The organism is Bradyrhizobium sp. USDA 4473 (assembly GCF_054063335.1).
Genome location: NZ_JBSSGE010000001.1, coordinates 2,769,993 through 2,789,047, shown reverse-complemented (window position 1 = coordinate 2,789,047; position 19,055 = coordinate 2,769,993). Strand labels below are relative to the sequence as shown.

Annotated in this window: 20 protein-coding genes and 1 other RNA gene; 5 read left to right on the top strand and 16 right to left on the bottom strand. The window is 66.0% G+C overall.

The window, feature by feature from the left end:
• Positions 1-215: 215 nt before the first annotated feature.
• The 4 genes from ACVW17_RS13075 to ACVW17_RS13060 all read right to left on the bottom strand — a co-directional run bounded on the left by ACVW17_RS13075 (position 216) and on the right by ACVW17_RS13060 (position 2,605).
• Positions 216-695 (bottom strand): SRPBCC family protein, encoded by a 480-nt coding sequence (locus tag ACVW17_RS13075; protein ID WP_456797184.1) that lies wholly within the window; start codon positions 693-695, stop codon positions 216-218.
• Positions 688-1,107, bottom strand: a complete 420-nt coding sequence (locus ACVW17_RS13070) for an ArsR/SmtB family transcription factor (protein ID WP_456752271.1) — start codon at positions 1,105-1,107, stop codon at positions 688-690. The genes ACVW17_RS13075 and ACVW17_RS13070 overlap by 8 nt, the downstream gene beginning before the upstream one ends.
• Before the next feature lie 98 nt (positions 1,108-1,205).
• Positions 1,206-1,856 carry a dihydrofolate reductase family protein gene (locus ACVW17_RS13065; protein WP_456752270.1) on the bottom strand — a complete coding sequence of 217 codons (651 nt, stop codon included), beginning with the start codon at positions 1,854-1,856 and terminating at the stop codon, positions 1,206-1,208.
• An 89-nt stretch (positions 1,857-1,945) separates the two neighbouring features.
• On the bottom strand, positions 1,946-2,605 hold the full coding sequence (locus ACVW17_RS13060) for a TetR/AcrR family transcriptional regulator (RefSeq protein WP_456752269.1): 660 nt from the start codon (positions 2,603-2,605) through the stop codon (positions 1,946-1,948).
• Positions 2,606-2,702: 97 nt separating this feature from the next.
• Between ACVW17_RS13060 and ACVW17_RS13055 the strand changes: the two genes are divergently transcribed.
• Positions 2,703-3,347: a glutathione binding-like protein gene (locus tag ACVW17_RS13055; RefSeq protein ID WP_456752268.1), complete on the top strand. Its 645-nt coding sequence runs from the start codon at positions 2,703-2,705 to the stop codon at positions 3,345-3,347.
• Positions 3,348-3,534: 187 nt separating this feature from the next.
• Here the strand turns inward: ACVW17_RS13055 and ACVW17_RS13050 are convergent, their stop codons facing one another.
• From ACVW17_RS13050 to ACVW17_RS13020, 7 genes are all read right to left on the bottom strand, one after another.
• Positions 3,535-4,002 (bottom strand): nuclear transport factor 2 family protein, encoded by a 468-nt coding sequence (locus ACVW17_RS13050; protein ID WP_456756411.1) that lies wholly within the window; start codon positions 4,000-4,002, stop codon positions 3,535-3,537.
• Positions 4,003-4,085: 83 nt separating this feature from the next.
• On the bottom strand, positions 4,086-4,535 hold the full coding sequence (gene ybgC, locus ACVW17_RS13045; protein ID WP_456752267.1) for a tol-pal system-associated acyl-CoA thioesterase: 450 nt from the start codon (positions 4,533-4,535) through the stop codon (positions 4,086-4,088).
• A gap of 123 nt (positions 4,536-4,658) precedes the next feature.
• Positions 4,659-5,576, bottom strand: a complete 918-nt coding sequence (locus ACVW17_RS13040; RefSeq protein ID WP_456752266.1) for a metallophosphoesterase — start codon at positions 5,574-5,576, stop codon at positions 4,659-4,661.
• A gap of 169 nt (positions 5,577-5,745) precedes the next feature.
• On the bottom strand, positions 5,746-6,795 hold the full coding sequence (gene ruvB, locus ACVW17_RS13035; protein ID WP_456752265.1) for a Holliday junction branch migration DNA helicase RuvB: 1,050 nt from the start codon (positions 6,793-6,795) through the stop codon (positions 5,746-5,748).
• Positions 6,792-7,409 (bottom strand): Holliday junction branch migration protein RuvA, encoded by a 618-nt coding sequence (ruvA, locus tag ACVW17_RS13030; RefSeq protein ID WP_456752264.1) that lies wholly within the window; start codon positions 7,407-7,409, stop codon positions 6,792-6,794. The genes ruvB and ruvA overlap by 4 nt, the downstream gene beginning before the upstream one ends.
• Before the next feature lie 277 nt (positions 7,410-7,686).
• Positions 7,687-8,214, bottom strand: a complete 528-nt coding sequence (gene ruvC, locus ACVW17_RS13025) for a crossover junction endodeoxyribonuclease RuvC (RefSeq protein ID WP_456752263.1) — start codon at positions 8,212-8,214, stop codon at positions 7,687-7,689.
• Positions 8,215-8,430: 216 nt separating this feature from the next.
• Positions 8,431-9,177, bottom strand: coding sequence for a YebC/PmpR family DNA-binding transcriptional regulator (locus ACVW17_RS13020; RefSeq protein WP_456752262.1), 747 nt, complete (start codon positions 9,175-9,177; stop codon positions 8,431-8,433).
• Positions 9,178-9,393: 216 nt separating this feature from the next.
• On the opposite strand from ACVW17_RS13020, the gene ACVW17_RS13015 reads away from it, so the two are divergent.
• Both ACVW17_RS13015 and ACVW17_RS13010 read left to right on the top strand, forming a co-directional pair.
• Entirely contained in the window at positions 9,394-11,169 is a 1,776-nt protein-coding gene (locus ACVW17_RS13015; RefSeq protein ID WP_456752261.1) for a methyl-accepting chemotaxis protein, read from the top strand.
• Positions 11,170-11,270: 101 nt separating this feature from the next.
• The gene (locus ACVW17_RS13010; protein ID WP_456752260.1) at positions 11,271-12,695 is read left to right on the top strand and encodes a methyl-accepting chemotaxis protein; all 1,425 of its coding nucleotides are present in this window, start codon (positions 11,271-11,273) and stop codon (positions 12,693-12,695) included.
• Positions 12,696-12,822: 127 nt separating this feature from the next.
• Here ACVW17_RS13010 and ACVW17_RS13005 read toward each other — a convergent pair whose 3' ends face one another.
• The 5 genes from ACVW17_RS13005 to ACVW17_RS12985 form a co-directional block, all read right to left on the bottom strand.
• Positions 12,823-13,647 (bottom strand): TIGR00282 family metallophosphoesterase, encoded by an 825-nt coding sequence (locus ACVW17_RS13005; RefSeq protein WP_456752259.1) that lies wholly within the window; start codon positions 13,645-13,647, stop codon positions 12,823-12,825.
• A gap of 2 nt (positions 13,648-13,649) precedes the next feature.
• Entirely contained in the window at positions 13,650-14,228 is a 579-nt protein-coding gene (locus ACVW17_RS13000) for a 5-formyltetrahydrofolate cyclo-ligase (RefSeq protein WP_456752258.1), read from the bottom strand.
• Positions 14,229-14,427: 199 nt separating this feature from the next.
• Positions 14,428-14,588, bottom strand: a non-coding RNA gene (gene ssrS, locus ACVW17_RS12995) — 6S RNA.
• A gap of 262 nt (positions 14,589-14,850) precedes the next feature.
• The gene (locus ACVW17_RS12990; protein ID WP_050405741.1) at positions 14,851-15,234 is read right to left on the bottom strand and encodes a cell division protein ZapA; all 384 of its coding nucleotides are present in this window, start codon (positions 15,232-15,234) and stop codon (positions 14,851-14,853) included.
• Positions 15,231-15,551: a DUF4164 domain-containing protein gene (locus ACVW17_RS12985; RefSeq protein ID WP_456756410.1), complete on the bottom strand. Its 321-nt coding sequence runs from the start codon at positions 15,549-15,551 to the stop codon at positions 15,231-15,233. The genes ACVW17_RS12990 and ACVW17_RS12985 overlap by 4 nt, the downstream gene beginning before the upstream one ends.
• 322 nt (positions 15,552-15,873) lie before the next feature.
• On the opposite strand from ACVW17_RS12985, the gene tkt reads away from it, so the two are divergent.
• Positions 15,874-17,856 carry a transketolase gene (gene tkt, locus ACVW17_RS12980; RefSeq protein ID WP_456752257.1) on the top strand — a complete coding sequence of 661 codons (1,983 nt, stop codon included), beginning with the start codon at positions 15,874-15,876 and terminating at the stop codon, positions 17,854-17,856.
• A gap of 160 nt (positions 17,857-18,016) precedes the next feature.
• Complete coding sequence (gap, locus tag ACVW17_RS12975; RefSeq protein WP_456752256.1) at positions 18,017-19,024, top strand: type I glyceraldehyde-3-phosphate dehydrogenase; 1,008 nt, start codon at positions 18,017-18,019, stop codon at positions 19,022-19,024.
• Positions 19,025-19,055 lie beyond the last annotated feature (31 nt).

Sequence of the window (19,055 nt, the reverse complement as noted above, 5' to 3'; positions counted from 1 at the left end):
CGAAATCCGGGGTCCTTGCTACGGGCAGACCACTCCCGGATTGCGCGGAGTTTGTCATCGGGCGCGCATTCGCGCGACTCGTTGGCTCCATCCGGGCTACGAAGCCAGCGCTCGCCTCCCGTCATTGCGAGCGAAGCGAAGCAATCCATACCTCCGCATGTGCGGTACGATGGATTGCTTCGTCGCGTTGCTCCTCGCAATGACGACGTACAACGTCACCCCATCCCAGCCACGATCTCGGCGAGCCGGTCGTAGGCCGGCTCGACGCCCTTCTCGATGCCCGAATTGAGATGGCCGTCGCGCGCTTCCTTGGTCGGATGGCGGATCGTGGTGGTCAACGTGGTCTTGCCGCCCTGCTCGTCGAAGGTCGAGATCACCAGATACTCGTCGCTGGTGAAGCCCGGCATCGAGAAGGTTTCGCCGAACGCGAGCCGTTCCGGACGCACCACCTCGCGATAGGTGCCGGTGAGTTCGTGCTCGATGCCCTCGGACGAGCGGAACACGAACCGATAGGCGCCACCGACGCGCAGGTCGACTTCGCACACCGGCATGGCCAGCGTCTCGCAGCCGAGCCAGCGCACCAGAAATTCCGGCTTGGTCATCGCGTCGAACACAAAGCGCCGCGGCGCATCGAACTGGCGCGTCATGGCGAATTCGAAATCCGACGGGGTCGTGATCCTCAGCGTCTTATCCACGCGTGCGTCCACGTTGCTTCTCCTCGGTTACTCTGACTTTACGGTTGGTGACTTTGCGGTTGCTGCGCGGCGGGGCCTTCGCGGCCTCCTCCGCCTTCATCTCCTCGAGCAGGCCGTCGAGGCGGTTGAAGCTCTCGTCCCAGAAGCGGCGGAAATTGCCGAGCCAGCCGTCGACCTGTTTGAACGAGGCCGGCGCGATGCGGCACGGCCGCCACTGCGCCTCGCGCCCGCGCGAGATCAGCCCGGCATGTTCCAGCACCTTCAGGTGTTTCGAGATCGCCGGCAGGCTCATGTCGAACGGCTTCGCCAGCTCCATCACCGAGGTCTCGCCAAGCGCGAGCCGCGCCAGGATCGCGCGCCGGGTCGGATCGGCCAGCGCCGCGAAGGTCGAACTGAGGGGATCGGGCGGCATCTACTTAGCTCATAGGTTAAATAACCTTTGGGTTAAGTACGCCGGAACGGCGTTGGCGTCAACGGCCGATTTCGGCCGCTGACGCAGGCGTGAACGATCTACGATTTGCGCGCGAAGGTGACGTGCGTGGCGTTCGGGCTCGCGACGTGCGAAACGACGCCATAGCCAAGGGCGGGCAGATCGAGCCCGGCAAACAGGCTCTCGCCGCCGCCGAGCAGCACCGGCGCCAGCGCCAGTTGCACCTCGTCGAGCAGCCGCGCCTCAAGGAATTGCCGCACCAGCGACACGCCGCCGCCGACCCGGATGTCCTTGTCGCCCGCCACTGCGCGCGCCCGCGCCAGCGCGGCGTGGATGCCGTCGGTCACGAAATGAAACGTGGTGCCGCCTTCCATCTCGATGTCGGGCCGCGCGTGATGCGTCAGCACGAACACCGGCGTGTGATACGGCGGATTGGGGCCCCACCAGCCTTTCCAGGCATCATCCGGCCACGGCCCGCGGATCGGGCCGAACATGTTCCGCCCGAGGATCCAGGCGCCGATATTTTCCATCGACTTGCGCGCGATCTCGTCATCGAGCCCGGTGCTGCCGCCCTCCTTGCCGACCATCGCGCGAAATGCCCGTGTCTCGAAGAACCAGGAGGCCGGCAGCGCCAGGCCGCCCTCGCCGAATGGATGTTCGAGGCTCTGACGCGGCGCCGCGCCAAATCCGTCGATCGAGACCGTAAAAGCTGAAGTCCTGACTTTTCCCATGAGATTCCACTTCCGTGAGTGAGGAGACCTGACGGAGGACGGCCGGGAAAAACACCGCCCGACATTTGCTGCGGAAAAATTGGCGGCGGCTATTTCAGCCCGCACATCACGTCGATGGCGCCCTGCACGATCGCCTCGAGCTCCTTGCGCGCCACGCGGGCACGGGCGCGGATCGCGATGGTGTGGATGGTGGCGGAGGCAAGATGCGCCAGCGCCGCCGGATCGGCGCCGTCAGGCAGCTCGCCGCGCTCCCTGGCATGGCGGAAGCAGATGCCGAACGCCTTGTCGAGCTCGGTCAGGCCCTCCAGCACCATGGCGCGGATGTCCGGATCCGACACCGCCTCGGACGCTGCCGTCATCACCGTGAAGCAGCCGCGCGGGCCGGATTCGCCGGAGAGATAGATGTCGAGCGCGATGCGATAGATGCGCTCGAGCCGCTCGCGGAGCGGCGCATCGGCGCGGAAGATGTCGGCCATCGCGGCGCGCGCGTCGTCGCGATAACGCTGGTAGCTCTTGATGTAGAGCTCGCGCTTGTCGCCGAACGCGCCATAGAGGCTCGGCCGGTTCATGCCGGTCGCGGCACTGAGATCATCGAGCGAGGTCGCGGCAAAGCCGTCGCGCCGGAACAAATCGAGCGCCTTGCCGAGCGCGACATCGGGCTCATAGGCGCGCGGCCGCCCGCGGCGCTTCGGTGCGACCGGCGCCTCGATTTTGGCAGCAGATGGCGGCTTCTTAATTTTTTGTACCATTTCGCACTAAATTCCTTGACCGGACAAATATTATCCAGGACAGTACAAAAATCAACAACGGCCGGGCACCCGCGCCAACACCGCCAAGGAGGCACCAATGGACCTCTATTTCTCGCCGCTCGCCTGCTCGATGGCGACCCGCGTCGCGCTCTATGAGGCCGGCCAGCCGGCCAATTATCTCGAGGTCGATCCGAAGACCAAGCAGGTGCGCAACGACGGCTCCGACTTCAACACGGTCAACCCGCTGGGCCTGGTGCCGACGCTGCGCACCGACGATGGCGTCGTGCTGACCGAGAACGCGGCGATCCTGCAATATGTCGCCGACCAGTTCCCGTGCGCCGGCCTCGGCACCGCGTCGAACGCCGAGCGTTCGAAGCTGCATCAATGGCTGTGCTTCATCGGCACCGAATTGCACAAGGGCCTGTTCCTGCCGCTGCTCGACAGGAAGGCACCGCCCGAAGCCAAGACCTATGCGCTGGAGAAATACGTTTCGCGGCTCGACTATGTCGAAGATCATCTCAAAGGCCGCGACTATCTGCTCGACCATTTCAGCGTCGCCGACGCCTACCTCGTCACGGTCATCAACTGGACCATGGCGACGCCCCCGATCGAGCTTTCGAAATGGCCGGCGCTGAAGGCCTATTACGAGCGGCTGCGCGCGCGGCCCTCGATCGCGAAGGCGGTCGCGGAAGAATTCGAGCTCTACAAGGCCGAAATCGCCCGGCACAAGGCGGCGGCGTAAGGCACATTCTCGTTTCGAACGTGACGGCCTCCGAGCGGGGCCGTCCATCCTTCGAGGCTCGCTCCGCTCGCACCTCAGGATGACGAAACTGCTCGCAGCAAATCTAGCACCTTGCGAATATCAATCACCCGTCATGCTGAGGAGCGCGGAACGCGCGTCTCGAAGCACGACGGCCCACCTCTCACCGTCAGAACGGCTCCTGCCCCAACCCCGGCACATCGGCCGGACGCGGGCCCGGCGCAGGCCAGTGGAAGCGGCGGTCCTTTTCTGCGATCGCGATGTCGTTGATCGAGGCCTCGCGGCGGCGCATCAGGCCGTGCTCGTCGAACTCCCACTGCTCGTTGCCGTAGGAGCGAAACCAGTTGCCGCCGGCATCATGCCATTCGTACTGGAAGCGCACCGCGATGCGGTTGCCGTCGAACGCCCAGAGATCCTTGATCAGGCGGTAGTCCTGCTCCTTCTCCCATTTGCGGGTGAGGAAGGCGACAATCGCCTCGCGGCCCTGAAATACCTCGGAACGATTGCGCCAGCGGCTGTCCTCGGTATAGGCGCCGGCGACCCGAACCGGGTCGCGCGAATTCCAGGCATCTTCGGCCATGCGCGCCTTCTGCGCGGCGGTCTCGCGGGTGAAGGGCGGCAGCGGCGGACGTGACATCGGCGATCCCTCGCGGTTGTTGGTCACGCAAATCTATCGCCGCGGGATCGAGAGTCGATGGGGCGTTTCCTATTGCCCGATAATCATGCCAGATCGGCCTTCATCAGCATACGGATGGATTTCGGGATCGGCTGCGCGCGGCCGCCGCTGACGAAGGCGACGCGCACCTGCGCCTTCACAAGCACGTCATCGCCGCGCCTGACCTCCTGCGCCAGCATGATGGAGGCGCCCTTCACCGCGATCGGCCAGGTTACGACATCGAGCATGTCGTCCATCCGCGCCGGCTTGAGGAAGTCGAGCGTCATCGAACGCACCACAAAGGCGAAGCCGCCGGTCTCGGCCTCGGCCTCCTCGAACAGCGCGTTCTGCTCGGCGCCCATCAGGCGGAGATGATTGGTGCGCCCGCGCTCCATGAAGCGCAGGTAGTTGGCGTGGTAGACGATGCCGGAAAAGTCGGTGTCCTCGTAATAGACGCGGACCTGCATATGGTGGCGGCCATCACGGATCGCGCCGTCGATATGGGGGAAGGTCAATTGCGGCCCCTCGATTGAGGTCGTTTGAGCATGATCTCTTCGGAAAACCGCTGCGCACTCTTCCGGATCATGCTTTTGGAACAACAATCGTGTTGCGCAAATTGCGCGATCACGCAAGCGCGGTCAGGACACCACCGGCCCTTTTCCGCCGAGCGTGACCTGCACGATCTCGGGCGGCACGCCGAGGCGGAACGGCATGATGCTGCAGCCGAGGCCGCCGGAGACGACGACGTCGCATTTCAGCTTGATGTGGCCATAGGCGAGCCGCATGCCGTGCTTGACCGGCACCGCCGGCGACCAGCCGAGCAGCCGGACCTGGCCGCCATGGGTGTGGCCGGAGAGTTGCAGCGCGACACGCGAGGGCACGCGGAGCGCAACGTCAGGCTCGTGCGCGAGCAGGATCACCGGTGCGTCGTCGGTGACCTTTGCGAGAGTCCCGCTGAGGTCGTCGACGCCGATGCGCCTGATCTCGCGATAGCGCCGCGCCGCCATGAAGGCGAGCTGGTCGCCGAGACCGGCAAGCCAGAACGGACGATTATCTTTGACGAGCCGCACCGCGTCGTTCTCGTAGACCGGGATGCCCGCGCGCTCCAGCGCGCGGCGCGCAACCGGCGCGCCCTGCCCTTGCCGTTGCACCGTCTTGTCGTCCCAATAATCGTGATTGCCGAGCACGGCATGCACGCCGAGCGGCGCCTTCAGGCCCTTGAGCACCGCGGCCCATTCTGACGCCGGGATGAAACGCGTGACGTGGCGCAGCCCGGCGACATAATCGCCGAGCAGCACGATGATGTCGGGGTTGAGCGCATTGGTGTGGTCGACGATCTCGGCGATGCGATCGAGTGACATCCAGGGATCGCAGGCATGAATGTCGGCGAGTGCGGCGATCCTGAGCGGAAAGTCCGCCGGCCATTGCCGCGGCGACAGGTCGTAGCGCGTCAGCGTGAGGCGGACGACCGGCTCGCTCAGGCCATAGGCCGCGGTCGAAGCGGAGGCGGCGGTCAATCCGCCGGCGGTGCGCAGAAAGTTTCGACGGGAAATCATGGACGTGTGATCGGTGATGCCTGAGCCAGGATAGGCCCTTGATTGGAGCGAAATTTGGCCCCGTTTGTGCAGACGGCCTGCAGAGCTGCAGCGATGGTTAGCGCGCAAGGTTACCGGCAGCGCAATGCGCTGCACCAACACGCCTGTTCACGTCTTCGAGAGCTTAGCCTTAGTCCTCGTCGCCATTGCCGCCGAACAGGCCGAACTGCGAAGGGTCGCGGTTCGGCTCGGCGAGGCCGAGATGGCGGAAGGCGTGCGAGGTCAGCAGCCTGCCGCGCGGAGTGCGCTGCAGATAACCGCACTGGATCAGATAAGGCTCGATGATGTCCTCGATCGCATCGCGCGGCTCCGACAGTGCCGCCGCCATGGTCTCGACGCCCACCGGCCCGCCGCCATAGTTCAGCGCGATGGTGGTGAGATAGCGCCGGTCCATCGCATCGAGCCCGGCGCTGTCGACCTCGAGCGCGCTCAGCGCGCGATCGGCGATGCCGCGATCGACGGAATCGGCGTCGGCAGCGGAGGCGAAATCGCGCACCCGGCGCAGCAGGCGGCCGGCGATGCGCGGCGTGCCGCGGGCGCGGCGCGCGATCTCGTTGGCGCCATCGGGGCTCATGCCGATGTTGAGCACGCGGGCGCCGCGGGTGACGATCTTCTCCAGCTCCTCAACGGTGTAGAAATTGAGCCGGATCGGAATGCCGAAGCGGTCGCGCAAGGGATTGGTGAGCAGGCCGGCGCGGGTCGTCGCGCCGACCAGGGTGAATTTCGACAGCTCGATCTTGACCGAGCGCGCCGCGGGGCCTTCGCCGATGATCAGGTCGAGCTGAAAATCCTCCATAGCCGGATAGAGCACTTCCTCGACCGCCGGGCTGAGACGATGGATCTCGTCGATGAACAGCACGTCGCGCTCTTCGAGATTGGTGAGCAGCGCCGCGAGATCGCCGGCTTTCGCGATCACCGGGCCCGAGGTGGCGCGGAAGCCGACACCGAGCTCGCGCGCCACGATCTGCGCCAGCGTGGTCTTGCCGAGGCCGGGGGGACCGACGAACAGCACGTGATCGAGCGCCTCGCCGCGCTTCTTGGCGGCCTCGATGAAGATCGAGAGATTCTTGCGCGCCTGCGCCTGCCCGACGAACTCGGTCAGCGACTGCGGACGCAGCGCGGTGTCGCCGACATCGTCGGAGCGGCGTTCAGGCGAGACCATGCGCGAGGGCGGGTTCACTTCGACAATTCCTTCAAGCCCAGCCGGATCAGCTGCGCGGTCTCGGCTTTCTCGCCGGCGCTGCGCGAGGCGGCGGCGATGGCGGCGGCGGCCTGCGGCTGGCCGTATCCGAGATTGACCAGCGCGGAGATCGCATCCGTCACCGGGCGCGGCGCGCGGTTGTTGTCGATCGCGCCTGACAGCTGCACCACCGCGGGATCGACATCGGCAAAGCCCGGCGCCTTGTCCTTCAATTCGCTGACGATGCGCTCGGCGACCTTCGGCCCGACCCCCGGGGTGCGCGCCACCGCCGCCCTGTCGCGCAGCGCGATGGCGTTGGCGAGGTCGGTCGGCGGCAGCGTGCCGAGCACCGCAAGCGCGACCTTGGCGCCGACGCCCTGCACGGTCTGCAGCAGGCGAAACCATTCGCGCTCGTGATCTGACCGAAAGCCGAACAGCTTGATCGCGTCCTCGCGGACATAGGTCTCGATCGACAGCACCGCCGCGCCACCCGGCGACGGCAATGCCTGCAGCGTGCGGCTCGCGCAATGCACCTGATAGCCGACGCCGCCGACGTCGAGGATCACGTAGTCCTCGCCGTAGGAATCGATCAGCCCCTTCAGCTTGCCGATCATCGCACGCCCCCGCTTTCGCATCCGTCGGTAAGGGACGCACCGGCGGACGGGTTCCCTCCCCCCTTGCGGGGGAGGGTTAGGGAGAGGGGTGCCGCTGGCTCCGTTGTCCGACGCTTCGCGCGAACAACGTTTGCACCGCGCTCAATTGGCTCGCGAACTTCATTGATACATCGTCGTCGCACATCACTGGTCGGAGCGCCGGGCTTACCCCTCTCCCCAACCTTCCCCCGCAAGGGGGGAGGGAGCCTGAACAGCGTGCCCTCCTCACATTGCAGGATCATAGGTTCGCCACCCTGAGCCGCAGCGCGGTGCTCTGGCGGTGATGGGCGTGGGTGATCGCGATCGCGAGCGCGTCGGCGGCATCGGCGGATCGCGGCTCGGCCTTCGGCAGCAGGATCTTCAGCATCACCTGGATCTGGTTCTTCTCGGCGTGGCCGGCGCCGACCACGGTCTTCTTGACCTGGTTCGGCGCGTATTCGGCGACCGAGATACCGAACATTGCGGGCGCCAGCATGGCGACGCCGCGCGCCTGGCCGAGCTTCAGCGTGGCGACGCCGTCCTTGTTGACGAAGGTCTGCTCGACCGCGGCCTCCGCCGGCCTGAAGTCGCCGAGCACGGCGGCGAGCCCCTCATGGATCGCCAGCAGACGGCTCGCCAGCGGCAGATCGTCCGGCGGCTCGACCGAGCCGCAGCCGACATAGACCAGACGGTTGCCTTCGGTCTCGATCACGCCCCAGCCGGTGCGGCGGAGGCCGGGATCGATACCGATGATGCGGACGGGAGAGCGAATCGGCTGCGCTGTCATGCGGTAGTGATACCGCCTGGCCTGCGAGAACGAAACACAAACGGCGGTCCATCCCCGGCTCTGTCGCGGCCGGCCCGCTGATCATTCCGCCTCTGCTCGTCATCCCCCGCGAAAGGGGGGATCCAGTACGCCGCGGCTTATCGGCTCAAGTACTACGGCCTCTGGAATACTGGATCGCCCGGTCGAGGCCGGGCGACGACAGCGGAGAAAGCGGCCTCAGCCGCCCATCTTCGCGAGCAGCGCGTCGGACACCTCGAAATTGGCGTACACGTTCTGGACGTCGTCGTGCTCGTTGAGCAGGTCCATCAGCTTCAGCAGCTTCTCGCCGGTCTCGTCGTCGACCGCGACGGTGTTCTGCGGCTTCCACGTCAGCGCCGCCTTGCGCGGCTCGCCGAACTTGGCTTCCAGCGCTTTTGCCACGTCGCGGAAAGAGTCCTGCGAGGCGTAGACCTCGTGGCCGGCCTCGCTGGAGACCACGTCGTCGGCGCCGGCCTCGATCGCGGCATCCAGCATGGCGTCGTCGGAGGCGACCTTGGCGTCGTATTCGATGATGCCGGTGCGGTCGAACATGAAGGCGACCGAGCCGGTTTCGCCGAGATTGCCGCCCGACTTGGTAAAGAACGAGCGGATGTCGGAGGCGGCGCGGTTGCGGTTGTCGGTCAGCGCCTCGACGATCACGGCGACGCCGCCGGGGCCATAGCCCTCGTAGCGAATCTCGTCATAGTTCTCGCCCTCATTGCCGGCGGCCTTCTTGATGGCGCGGTCGATATTGTCCTTGGGCATGTTCTCGGCGCGGGCCGCGACCACGGCGGCGCGCAGCCGCGGGTTCATCGCCGGGTCCGGGGTGCCGAGCTTGGCCGCCACGGTGATTTCGCGGGCCAGCTTGCCGAAAAGCTTCGACTTCTGGGCATCCTGCCGGCCCTTGCGGTGCATGATGTTCTTGAATTGGGAATGGCCGGCCATGCGACGTCTCTTCGGAGCTTAGGGTCTGAACGGGGATGGAAAACGCGGCCTTATAGGCCCCTCACGGTCAAAATCAAAGGATCGGCGAGGCCATCCGGCGGAGGAATACTACCGCATGCCGGAATATGAGGCACTTGTTAACCATGACTTCATGCCCGGATGCGAGGATCGCGCCCGTCCCGCCGCAACTTTCCAATAGCCCGCAAAAGAGCTCCCATGGCGTTCGGTTTGTTTCGCAAGCAAGTGCCGGAGCCGGCCGCGCCGGCCGTCGCGCCGCAGGTTCCGGCTGAAGCCGCGACCGCGACTGATTCGGCCCAGGATTCGTCCAAAGATTCGTCCGGAGATTCCTCGAAGGAGATCCTGGAACTGCTGGAACTCGAGCTCGGCGCGATGATCCGCCAGCTCGAGCGCGCCGCAGGCTCGGTGGCCGATGGCGCCGAGGCGACGGCAGCCAAGCTTGCCGCCATCCGCGCCCGCACCGATGCGCTGACCGGCCACAGCAGCGACGCACAGAGCACCGCGACGACCTTCTCCGAGGCCGCCGACCGTTTCACCCGTTCCGCCGAGGGTATCGGCCAACAGGTACGCAGCGCGAGCCAGCTCGCCGACGACGCCGCGGCCGCGGCGCGCGAGGCCACCGCCAATGTCGACCGCCTGCGCGAATCCTCGGCCGCGATCGGCAACGTCGTCAACCTGATCGCCCAGATCGCGCGGCAGACCACGCTGCTGGCGCTGAACTCGACCATCGAAGCGGCGCGAGCCGGCGCCGCCGGCAAGGGCTTTGCGGTGGTCGCCACCGAGGTCAAGGCCCTCGCGGTCCAGACCCAGAGCGCGACCGAGGAGATCACCAAGAAGATCGAGGCGTTGCAGAAGGACGCCACCGGATCGGCGGATGCCGTGCACCGCATCTCGGAGGCGATCGACAAGATCCGTCCGGTGTTCGACAACGTCAACGGCGCGGTCGCCGAGCAGAACCAGATCACCGGCGAGATGGGCCAGAACGCCGCCTCCGCCTCGACCTTCATCGTCTCGGTCGGCACCAGCGCCGGCGAGATCGACAGCGCAACCCGCGAAGCCGCCGCGCATGGCGACGATGTCGCCAAGGCCGGCAAGGCGGTGACCGCGTTCGCGCAAAAGCTCAAGGCGCGCTGCGCGGTGCTGCTGCGCCAGGACGAGCGCGGCGATCCGCGCAAGGACGAGCGGCTGCCTTGCAGCCTCACCATCGAGATCACCACCGCGCGCGGCACCGTCACCGCGCCGGTCTACGAGCTCGCGATGGACGGCATCTTGATCGGCGGGCCCGACGTCGAGAAGCTGCCGGTGCAGGAGACCCTGAGCGCGACCTTGCAGGACATCGGCGCGTGCCGGATCAGGATCGCCGACCGCGCCAAGGCAGGCGTCCAGGCGCGTTTCGAGGCCGCGACATCAGCGCTGCGCGAGAAGATCGAAGACCGGATGTGGGCGATCCACGAGGAGAACGCCGAACTCGTCACCCGGGCGATGGAAGCCGGCCACGCGCTGAGCAAGATCTTCGAGAACGGGCTCGTCAGCGGCGCGATCACGCTCGACGATATGTTCGACACCGACTATGTCGAGATCGCCGGCACCAACCCGGTGCAGTACCGCACCAAAATGCTGGACTGGGCGGATCGCGCGCTGCCCGCGCTGCTCGAGGCGTTCCTGGCCAAGGACAAGCGGCTGGCATTCTGCGCAACCGTCGACCGCAACGGCTATCTGCCGGTCCACAACAAGATCTACTCGCATCCGCAGCGACCGGGCGACGTCGCCTACAACACCGCCAATTGCCGCAATCGCCGCATCTTCAACGATCCGGCCGGCCTCGCCGCCGCGCGCAATCAGCGCGCCTATCTGGTGCAGAGCTACGCGCGCGACATGGGCAACGGCACCACCGTGATGATGCGGGAGATCGACGTGCCGATCCGGGTCCGCGGCCGGCACTGGGGCGGGTTCCGTACCGCCTACAGGCTGTGAGTGCACGCTCAGGCAAGACTGCCTTCGCGAATCACGCTCTGGATCGGATGGGGAATGCTGCGGCGGCTTGACGGGCCGCTGTGACGGGAGGACGTGCTGACATGTCGGCTGCGCAGCTTGCAGTGCTGGATACATCATCGAACCGGACGCTGGCCGAACGGCTGGTCGACCAGCTCGCCGACCGCATCGGCGGCCTCGGGGTCGAGCTTGCCGACATTGCCGGCAACGTCCAGGAGGTCGCGAACCGGGTCAGCAACCAGTCGGAGCGATTCCACCATTTGCAGAAGACCGCCGAGATCATGGTCTCGGCCAATCACGACATCGCCAACGCCTCGCAGGCGGTGCAGACGACCGCCTCCGCCGCGGTCGGCCAGATCGCCGAGTCGCGCGACGTGGTCGAGACCGCGGTGAGCCACATCGCCGAGCTCGTCGCCGCGGTCGGGCGCATCGAGGCACGGCTTGCCGCGGTCGGCTCCGCGCTGAGCCAGGTCGCCAAGGTCTCCGGCTCGATCGAGGCGATCGCCAAGCAGACCAATCTCCTGGCGCTCAACGCCACCATCGAGGCGGCGCGCGCCGGCAATGCCGGCCGCGGCTTTGCGGTGGTCGCGAGCGAGGTGAAGAACCTCGCGGAGGCGACCCGCCAGGCGACGCATCAGATCTCCGACACCGTGCGCGATCTCGACGGCCAGATCGGCAGCCTGATCGGCGAAAGCAGCGATGCCTCGCTGCGCGCCAAGAGCGCCGGCGAAGGCGCCCAGCAGATTTCCGGCATCATCAGCCGCGTGCAGGACGGCTTCTCGTCGGTCGGCGCCGAGATCGGCAATGTGGCGCGCGCCGCGACCTCCAATCTCGGCCATTGCGACAGCGTGATCAGCGAGCTCAACGAGCTCGCCAAGGGCGTCGACCTCTCCTCGCGCGACCTCAAGCACGCCGACAGCCGCGTCGCGAAGCTGCTCGAGCTCTCCGAGAGCCTGATCGTCACGATCGCCGACAGCGGCGTCGAGACGTCAGATACGCCGCTGATCCGCGTCGTGATCGACACCGCGAAGCAGATCTCCGAGCTGTTCGAGACTGCGATCGCGCGCGGCGAGATCACGCTCGCGCAATTGATGGACGAGAACTACCGTGAGATCGCGGGTACCAATCCGAAGCAGTATCTGACCGACTATGTCAGCTTCACCGATCGGGTGCTGCCCGCGATCCAGGATCCGATCCAGAAGACCGATCCGCGCATCGTGTTCTGCGTCGCCTGGGCGCGCAGCGGCTACCTGCCGACCCACAATCCGAACTACCGGCTGCCGCAGGGGCCGGACCCGGTCTGGAATAACGCCAATTGCCGCAACCGCCGGCTGTTCAACGACCGCGCGGTGAGCAAGGTCGCGGCCAACACCAAGCCGTTCCTGCTGCAGACCTATCGCCGCGACATGGGCGGCGGCAATTTCGTGCTGATGAAGGATGTGTCATCGCCGATCGTCGTCAACGGCCGCCACTGGGGCGCGTTCCGGATGGGGTTTAGGCAATCGTGACCGGTAGCCCGGATGGAGCGCAGGGCAATCCGGGGATGTCGCAAGTCGAAAGAACGGCCCCGGATTTCGCGGAGCCTGTCATGGGCGCGCGTTCGCGCGACCCATTGGCTGCATCCGGGCTACAACATCAAATCCAGAACCCCGGCGCCGCGGGTTCGAGCCGCCCGCCGGCGCGGACCGGCGCGACCTTGACGGCAAGCCCGGTCCCATCGTCGGTCTCGACCGCGATGCCGCTCAGCGTCGCGACGCCGCCTGCCGGCTCGAAACGGCCGGAGGGAATGCCGGTGAGGAAGCGCTGCAGCGGCTCCTCCTTCTGCATGCCGATCACCGAATCGTAGTCGCCGGTCATGCCGGCGTCGCTCATATAGGCAGTGCCGCCCGGCAGCACCTGATGATCCGATGTCGGCACATGGGTATGCGTGCCGACCACGAGGCTGACGCGGCCGTCGCAGAAGAAGCCGACCCCCTGCTTCTCGCTGGTCGCCTCGGCGTGGAAATCGAGCACGATGGCGTCACAGCCCTCGCGCAGCGGGCAGGCCTCGAGCTCGCGATCGATCGCGCTGAACGGATCGTTCGAGGACGGCTCCATGAAGACGCGGCCGATCGCGTTGAGAACCAGCGCGCGCTTGCCGTTCTTGGTGTCGACCAGCGTGGCGCCGCGGCCCGGCGAATGGCGCGGGAAATTCAACGGGCGGATCAGGCGCGGCGCGCGCTCGATGAAGACCAGCGCCTCCTTCTGATTCCAGGCGTGGTTGCCGAGCGTGATCGCGTCGGCACCGGCATCGAGCAGCTCCTGATAGATCGCCTCGGTGATGCCGAAGCCGCCGGCGGAATTCTCGCCGTTGACGACGACGAGATCGAGCGACCAGTCCCTGATCATGCCGGGAAGGTGGTCCGAGATGGCGGTGCGGCCGGTCCGGCCGACGACGTCACCAACGAAAAGGATACGCAAGGCTAGCTACTCCGGAAATCGAACGTCTTGCGCTCCGTTAGCACATAATCGAGCGGGACGTCGTGCGACAGCGCCGGAATGGCCTTGGTTTCCTGTGCAGCAAAGGCAATCCCGACCCCGATCACATGCTTGGTCTTGCGCAGATGCGCGAAGGTATAGTCGTAATAGCCGGCGCCATAGCCGATGCGGTGGCCGAGCTTGTCGAATGCCGCAAGCGGCACCAGCATCACGTCGGGATGCACCTCGGCCGCGGCCGGCGACGGCTCGGGAATGCCGAGCGGCCCGAGCATCAGGCGATCGTGCGGCGACCAGCTGCGGAAGGTCAGCGACTGGCCGCGCGCATTGATGCAGGGCAGCGCGAGCCGCGCGCCCTTCTCGGCCAGCTTCTTCATCAGCGGCACCGGATCGAGCTCGCTGCGGATCGGGGCGTAGCCGGAGACGATCATGCCCTGGGCGATCTCGAACGGCGCGCCGCGCTTGGCGAGCGCTTCGGCCGCGGTCGCGCGCTGCTCGTCGCTCAGCGCATCGCGCTTGGCGAGGGCAAGCGCCCGAAGCTCGGCCTTCGATGGAGATGCGTGCATGATCCATCTTCCGCTGTCGTCGTCCGCGACAACGGACGATCCATCATTCAGAGACGCAAGCATTCAGAGACGCAAGCATTCAGAGACGCAAGCATTCAAGGGCCAGGCCGCGGCGCACTGGACGCCCTGCTTCGCAGGGGACAGCGCTGCACCACAATCGAACCGCCGCCGCGCGACGACCAGGAAACAGCAAAAATAGTGCGAAGCCGCAGAGGCCGTTGGAGCGCTCGATCCCGGAGTTCCCTACGAAAGTAGGTGGGCACCATATGTCCGGGTCCACGGACCCGGCCAGGGACAGTTCCCTAAAGGATCGATAAGGCCCCGGGGATATATGGCTCCTGACGCACGACGCAGCTTCGCGAGGCTAATCTAGCCATCGTTGCCGCAATCCGCCAGCGGTAAGGACGACGCAGTCCACGCTCGTATGATCTTGCTCAGCCTGCCCCGGAGCGGCGCACTGCCAAAACAGCGAAAACAACCCCATGCAAAGGAGCCGGCAGCGTGCCGGCATCCGATATGGCAACTTGACATGTCGGGCAAATCAGCCGCATTATTCTATAATTCAGAATCGATTGGCTCAATCACCCGGCAGGATTACGATGCGGCCGTGGCCGCATGCGCATCACCCGATCGCGATGCCGCCGCCGATGGTGCGGTTGAGCACCTGCGTGGTGCGCTCGATCCGCTCGGCGGCGGCGTTGAGCGCGTTGGAGACCGCGGTCTGGGTCGCGCGGGCGCGGTCGGCTGCGGCGGTGCGGGCATTGCGCAGCTGCTCGACCTCTTCCTCGAGGCTGCGGATGCGCGCGCTGGCGTCGACCAGCTCGTCGCAGGCGGTGAGCGCCGCCATCACCGTGAGCCTGGCATCGCCGATCTCGCCGAACTTGCCGCGCAGCGATTCGACGCGCTGCTGGAGATTTTCCGCGAGCTTCAACAGCCGCACCTCCTGGCCCTCCTCGCAGGCCATCCGGTATTGCCGGCCATTGATGGTGACGTTGATGTGGCTCATCGACCTTCTCCGCCCTCGAGCACGGCGCGAATGCTGCCGATCGCCGCATCGAGTCTTTCCGCGATGTCGCGATTGACGCGCTCGAGCTTGCGCGTCTTCACCAGCGATCCGTCGAGCTCGTCGGCCAGGCGAGAGCGATCGGCGCCGAGCGCCTGGATCCGGCTCGCCAATTCGTTCTCGTCGCGGTCGGCCTCGCGGCGCCGCTCCACCGAGCTTTCCAGCGCATCAAGTGCTGCCATCAGCCGCTTTGTCGCAGCATCGATATCGGCAAGCGGTGCCTCGGTATTGCCAGACCCATTGGCGAGACGATCACTCATGACGTGCGGCGTGGACCCCTCGATCAGGCCTGCTGGAGATGGCTGCCGCACGGCAAAACTGGCGGTTCGGCAAGCGTTTACGGGACGAAATTTACGTGGCGAGCGAGCCAAGCGCAACGGCGGCGCGAAACTATGCACCGTTCAATGAAATAGGGCCATTTCGAGCAACTTTTCCCCGTTTTGGGGCGTTTCATCGCCTTGGACTTGCGGAATTGAGGTGCTAATCCACCCTCCAACCCGTAAGGCCATCCACGCACGCATCGCGGCTGCCCGCCCCGATGCGTTCAGCACTCAGCTCCTCATTCCAGGCGGACTTTTCATCATGACGCAGGTCGATCACACCCGTATGGCCAATGCGATCCGTGGCCTTGCCATGGACGCCGTCGAGAAGGCGAATTCCGGCCATCCCGGCCTGCCGATGGGCGCCGCCGACATCGCGACCGTGCTGTTCACGAAATTCCTGAAGTTCGATGCCGCCGACACGGCGTGGCCCGATCGCGACCGCTTCGTGCTGTCGGCCGGCCACGGCTCGATGCTGCTCTATGCGTTGCTGTACCTCACCGGCAACAAGGACATGACGCTCGACCAGATCAAGCATTTCCGCCAGCTGGGATCGCTGACGCCGGGACATCCCGAGAATTTCCACACCAAGGGCATCGAGACCACCACCGGTCCGCTCGGCCAGGGCATCGCGACCGCAGTCGGCATGGCGCTCGCCGAGAAGATGCTGGCCGCCGAGTTCGGCAAGAAGATCGTCAACCACCACACCTATGTGCTGGCCTCCGACGGCGACCTGATGGAAGGCATCTCGCAGGAGGCGATCGCGCTCGCCGGTGTCTGGCGCCTCAACAAGATGATCGTGCTGTACGACGACAACGGCATCTCGATCGACGGCCCGACCTCGATCTCCGACTCGGTCGACCAGGTGAAGCGCTTCAAGTCCGCCGGCTGGGCTGCCGAGCTGATCGACGGCCATGATCCGCAGGCGATCGCCGCAGCGATCACCCGCGCGCAGAAGTCCAACAAGCCTTCGATGATCGCCTGCAAGACCACGATCGGATACGGCGCGCCGCACAAGGCCGGCACGGCGAAAGCCCATGGCGAGGCGCTCGGCGCCGACGAGCTCAAGGCTGCCAAGGAAAAACTCGGCATCTCGCTCGAGCCGTTCTCGGTGCCCGACGACGTGCTGAAGGCCTGGCGCGAGGCGGGTGCCCGCGGCGCCGCCGCGCACAAAGCGTGGGACGAGCAATTCGCGCAGCTCGGCAACCGCAAGCGCGCCGAGTTCGAACGCCGCATCCGTCACGAGCGGCCGCAATCGCTCGCCAAGGGGCTGCGCGCCTTCAAGAAGGGCCTGCTGGAAAATCCGCTCAACGTCGCCACCCGCAAATCCTCCGAAGCCGCGATCGAGGTGATCGCTGCCGCGATGCCGATGGAATTCGTGGCCGGCTCCGCCGACCTCACCGGCTCCAACAACAACAAGGCGAAGTCTGCGACCGCGTTCGGCGCCAAGACGCCGAAGGGCCGCTTCATCCATTACGGCATCCGCGAGCACGGCATGGCGGCGTGCCTCAACGGCATCTTCCTCCATGGCGGCTTCGCGCCGAACGGCGCCACCTTCCTGGTGTTCACCGACTATGCGCGCGGCGCGATGCGGCTGTCGGCGCTGATGGGCGCCGGCGTCGTCTATGTCATGACCCACGACTCGATCGGCCTCGGCGAGGACGGCCCGACCCACCAGCCGGTCGAGCACCTCTCCGCGCTGCGCGCGATGCCCAACATGCGCGTGTTCCGGCCCTGCGACGCGGTCGAGACCGCCGAGTGCTGGGAACTGGCACTCAACCGCATCGACGGACCGACGGTGCTGGCGCTGACCCGCCAGAACCTGCCGCAGCTCCGCACGTCAGCACCGAACGACAACCCGTGCAGCCACGGCGCCTATGAGCTGGTCGCGGCCCAGGGTGACGCAAAAGTGTCATTGTTCGCCTCCGGTTCCGAGGTCCAGATCGCGGTCGAGGCGCAGAAGCAGCTCGCCGGGCGCGGCATCGCGACGCGGGTGGTCTCGGTGCCGTCGCTGGAATTGCTGCTGGCGCAGCCCGCCGAGCGGCAAAATGCCATTATCGGCAAGGCCCCGGTCAAGATCGCGATCGAGGCCGCGGTGCGCTGGGGCTGGGATGCCGTGATCGGCCATGATGGCGAATTCATCGGTATGCACGGATTCGGCGCCAGCGCGCCGGCGAAGGACCTTTTCCCGCATTTCGGCATTACCACTGAAGCCGTCGTTAACGCTGCCACCAAGCGCGTCTGACGCTGGCCTGACACCAGCAGGCCGCGGTTGAGCTTGTCGTAAAAAAGGATTACCAAAGCTCCATCTTTTCCGTACGCGCCCGGCTGAACCGGGCGTTCCGCCGTAAGAACCTCGTGGGAGCCCTCCCGCGGGGCTGACAACAGCTTTAGAGGAGACGAGCATGGCAATCCGCGTCGCGATCAACGGGTTTGGGCGTATCGGCCGCAATGTGTTGCGCGCCATCGCCGAGTCCGGCCGCAAGGACATCGAGGTGGTCGGCATCAACGACCTCGGCCCGGTCGAGACCAACGCACATCTGCTGCGCTTCGATTCCGTGCACGGCCGCTTCCCGGGCACCGTGACCGTCGACGGCGATGCGATCAGCCTCGGCGACAACAAGATCAAGGTTTCGGCCGAGCGCGATCCCTCCAAGCTGCCGTGGAAGGCGCTGGGCGTCGACGTCGCGCTGGAATGCACCGGCATCTTCACCGCCAAGGACAAGGCCTCGGCGCATCTCGCCGCCGGTGCCAAGCGCGTGCTGGTCTCAGCGCCCGCCGACGGCGCTGACGCCACCATCGTCTACGGCGTCAACCACGACACGCTGAACAAGGATCAGCTGGTCGTCTCCAACGGCTCCTGCACCACCAACTGCCTCGCGCCGGTCGCCAAGGTGCTGAACGACACCGTCGGCATCGAGACCGGCTTCATGACCACGATCCACGCCTATACCGGCGACCAGCCGACGCTCGACACCCTGCACAAGGACCTCTATCGCGGCCGCGCGGCGGCGATGTCGATGATCCCGACCTCGACCGGCGCCGCCAAGGCGATCGGCCTGGTGCTGCCGGAACTGAAGGGCAAGCTCGACGGCGTCTCGGTCCGCGTGCCGACCCCGAACGTCTCCGTGATTGACCTCAAGATCGTCGCCAAGCGCGCCACCGACGCCAAGGAGATCAACGAGGCGATGAAGCGCGCCGCCGAACAGCAGCTCAAGGGTATCCTCGGCTACACCAACGCGCCGAACGTCTCGATCGACTTCAACCACGATCCGCACTCGGCCACCTTCCACATGGACCAGACCAAGGTGCAGAACGGCACGCTGGTGCGCGTGATGGCCTGGTACGACAATGAGTGGGGCTTCTCGAACCGCATGGCGGACACCGCCGTCGCGATCGGCAAGCTGATCTAGGTTCGACTGTTCGCGATGCCCGGCCCAAAGC

Bases quoted from the DNA above. Each gene is read 5' to 3' on its own strand.
- ACVW17_RS13070 (WP_456752271.1), bottom strand. From the start codon at position 1,107: ATGCCGCCCGATCCCCTCAGTTCGACCTTCGCGGCGCTGGCCGATCCG.
- ACVW17_RS13065 (WP_456752270.1), bottom strand. From the start codon at position 1,856: ATGGGAAAAGTCAGGACTTCAGCTTTTACGGTCTCGATCGACGGATTT.
- ACVW17_RS13060 (WP_456752269.1), bottom strand. From the start codon at position 2,605: ATGGTACAAAAAATTAAGAAGCCGCCATCTGCTGCCAAAATCGAGGCG.
- ACVW17_RS13055 (WP_456752268.1), top strand. From the start codon at position 2,703: ATGGACCTCTATTTCTCGCCGCTCGCCTGCTCGATGGCGACCCGCGTC.
- ACVW17_RS13050 (WP_456756411.1), bottom strand. From the start codon at position 4,002: ATGTCACGTCCGCCGCTGCCGCCCTTCACCCGCGAGACCGCCGCGCAG.
- ACVW17_RS13040 (WP_456752266.1), bottom strand. From the start codon at position 5,576: ATGATTTCCCGTCGAAACTTTCTGCGCACCGCCGGCGGATTGACCGCC.
- ruvA (WP_456752264.1), bottom strand. From the start codon at position 7,409: ATGATCGGCAAGCTGAAGGGGCTGATCGATTCCTACGGCGAGGACTAC.
- ruvC (WP_456752263.1), bottom strand. From the start codon at position 8,214: ATGACAGCGCAGCCGATTCGCTCTCCCGTCCGCATCATCGGTATCGAT.
- ACVW17_RS13020 (WP_456752262.1), bottom strand. From the start codon at position 9,177: ATGGCCGGCCATTCCCAATTCAAGAACATCATGCACCGCAAGGGCCGG.
- ACVW17_RS13015 (WP_456752261.1), top strand. From the start codon at position 9,394: ATGGCGTTCGGTTTGTTTCGCAAGCAAGTGCCGGAGCCGGCCGCGCCG.
- ACVW17_RS13010 (WP_456752260.1), top strand. From the start codon at position 11,271: ATGTCGGCTGCGCAGCTTGCAGTGCTGGATACATCATCGAACCGGACG.
- ACVW17_RS13000 (WP_456752258.1), bottom strand. From the start codon at position 14,228: ATGCACGCATCTCCATCGAAGGCCGAGCTTCGGGCGCTTGCCCTCGCC.
- ACVW17_RS12990 (WP_050405741.1), bottom strand. From the start codon at position 15,234: ATGAGCCACATCAACGTCACCATCAATGGCCGGCAATACCGGATGGCC.
- ACVW17_RS12985 (WP_456756410.1), bottom strand. From the start codon at position 15,551: ATGAGTGATCGTCTCGCCAATGGGTCTGGCAATACCGAGGCACCGCTT.
- tkt (WP_456752257.1), top strand. From the start codon at position 15,874: ATGACGCAGGTCGATCACACCCGTATGGCCAATGCGATCCGTGGCCTT.
- gap (WP_456752256.1), top strand. From the start codon at position 18,017: ATGGCAATCCGCGTCGCGATCAACGGGTTTGGGCGTATCGGCCGCAAT.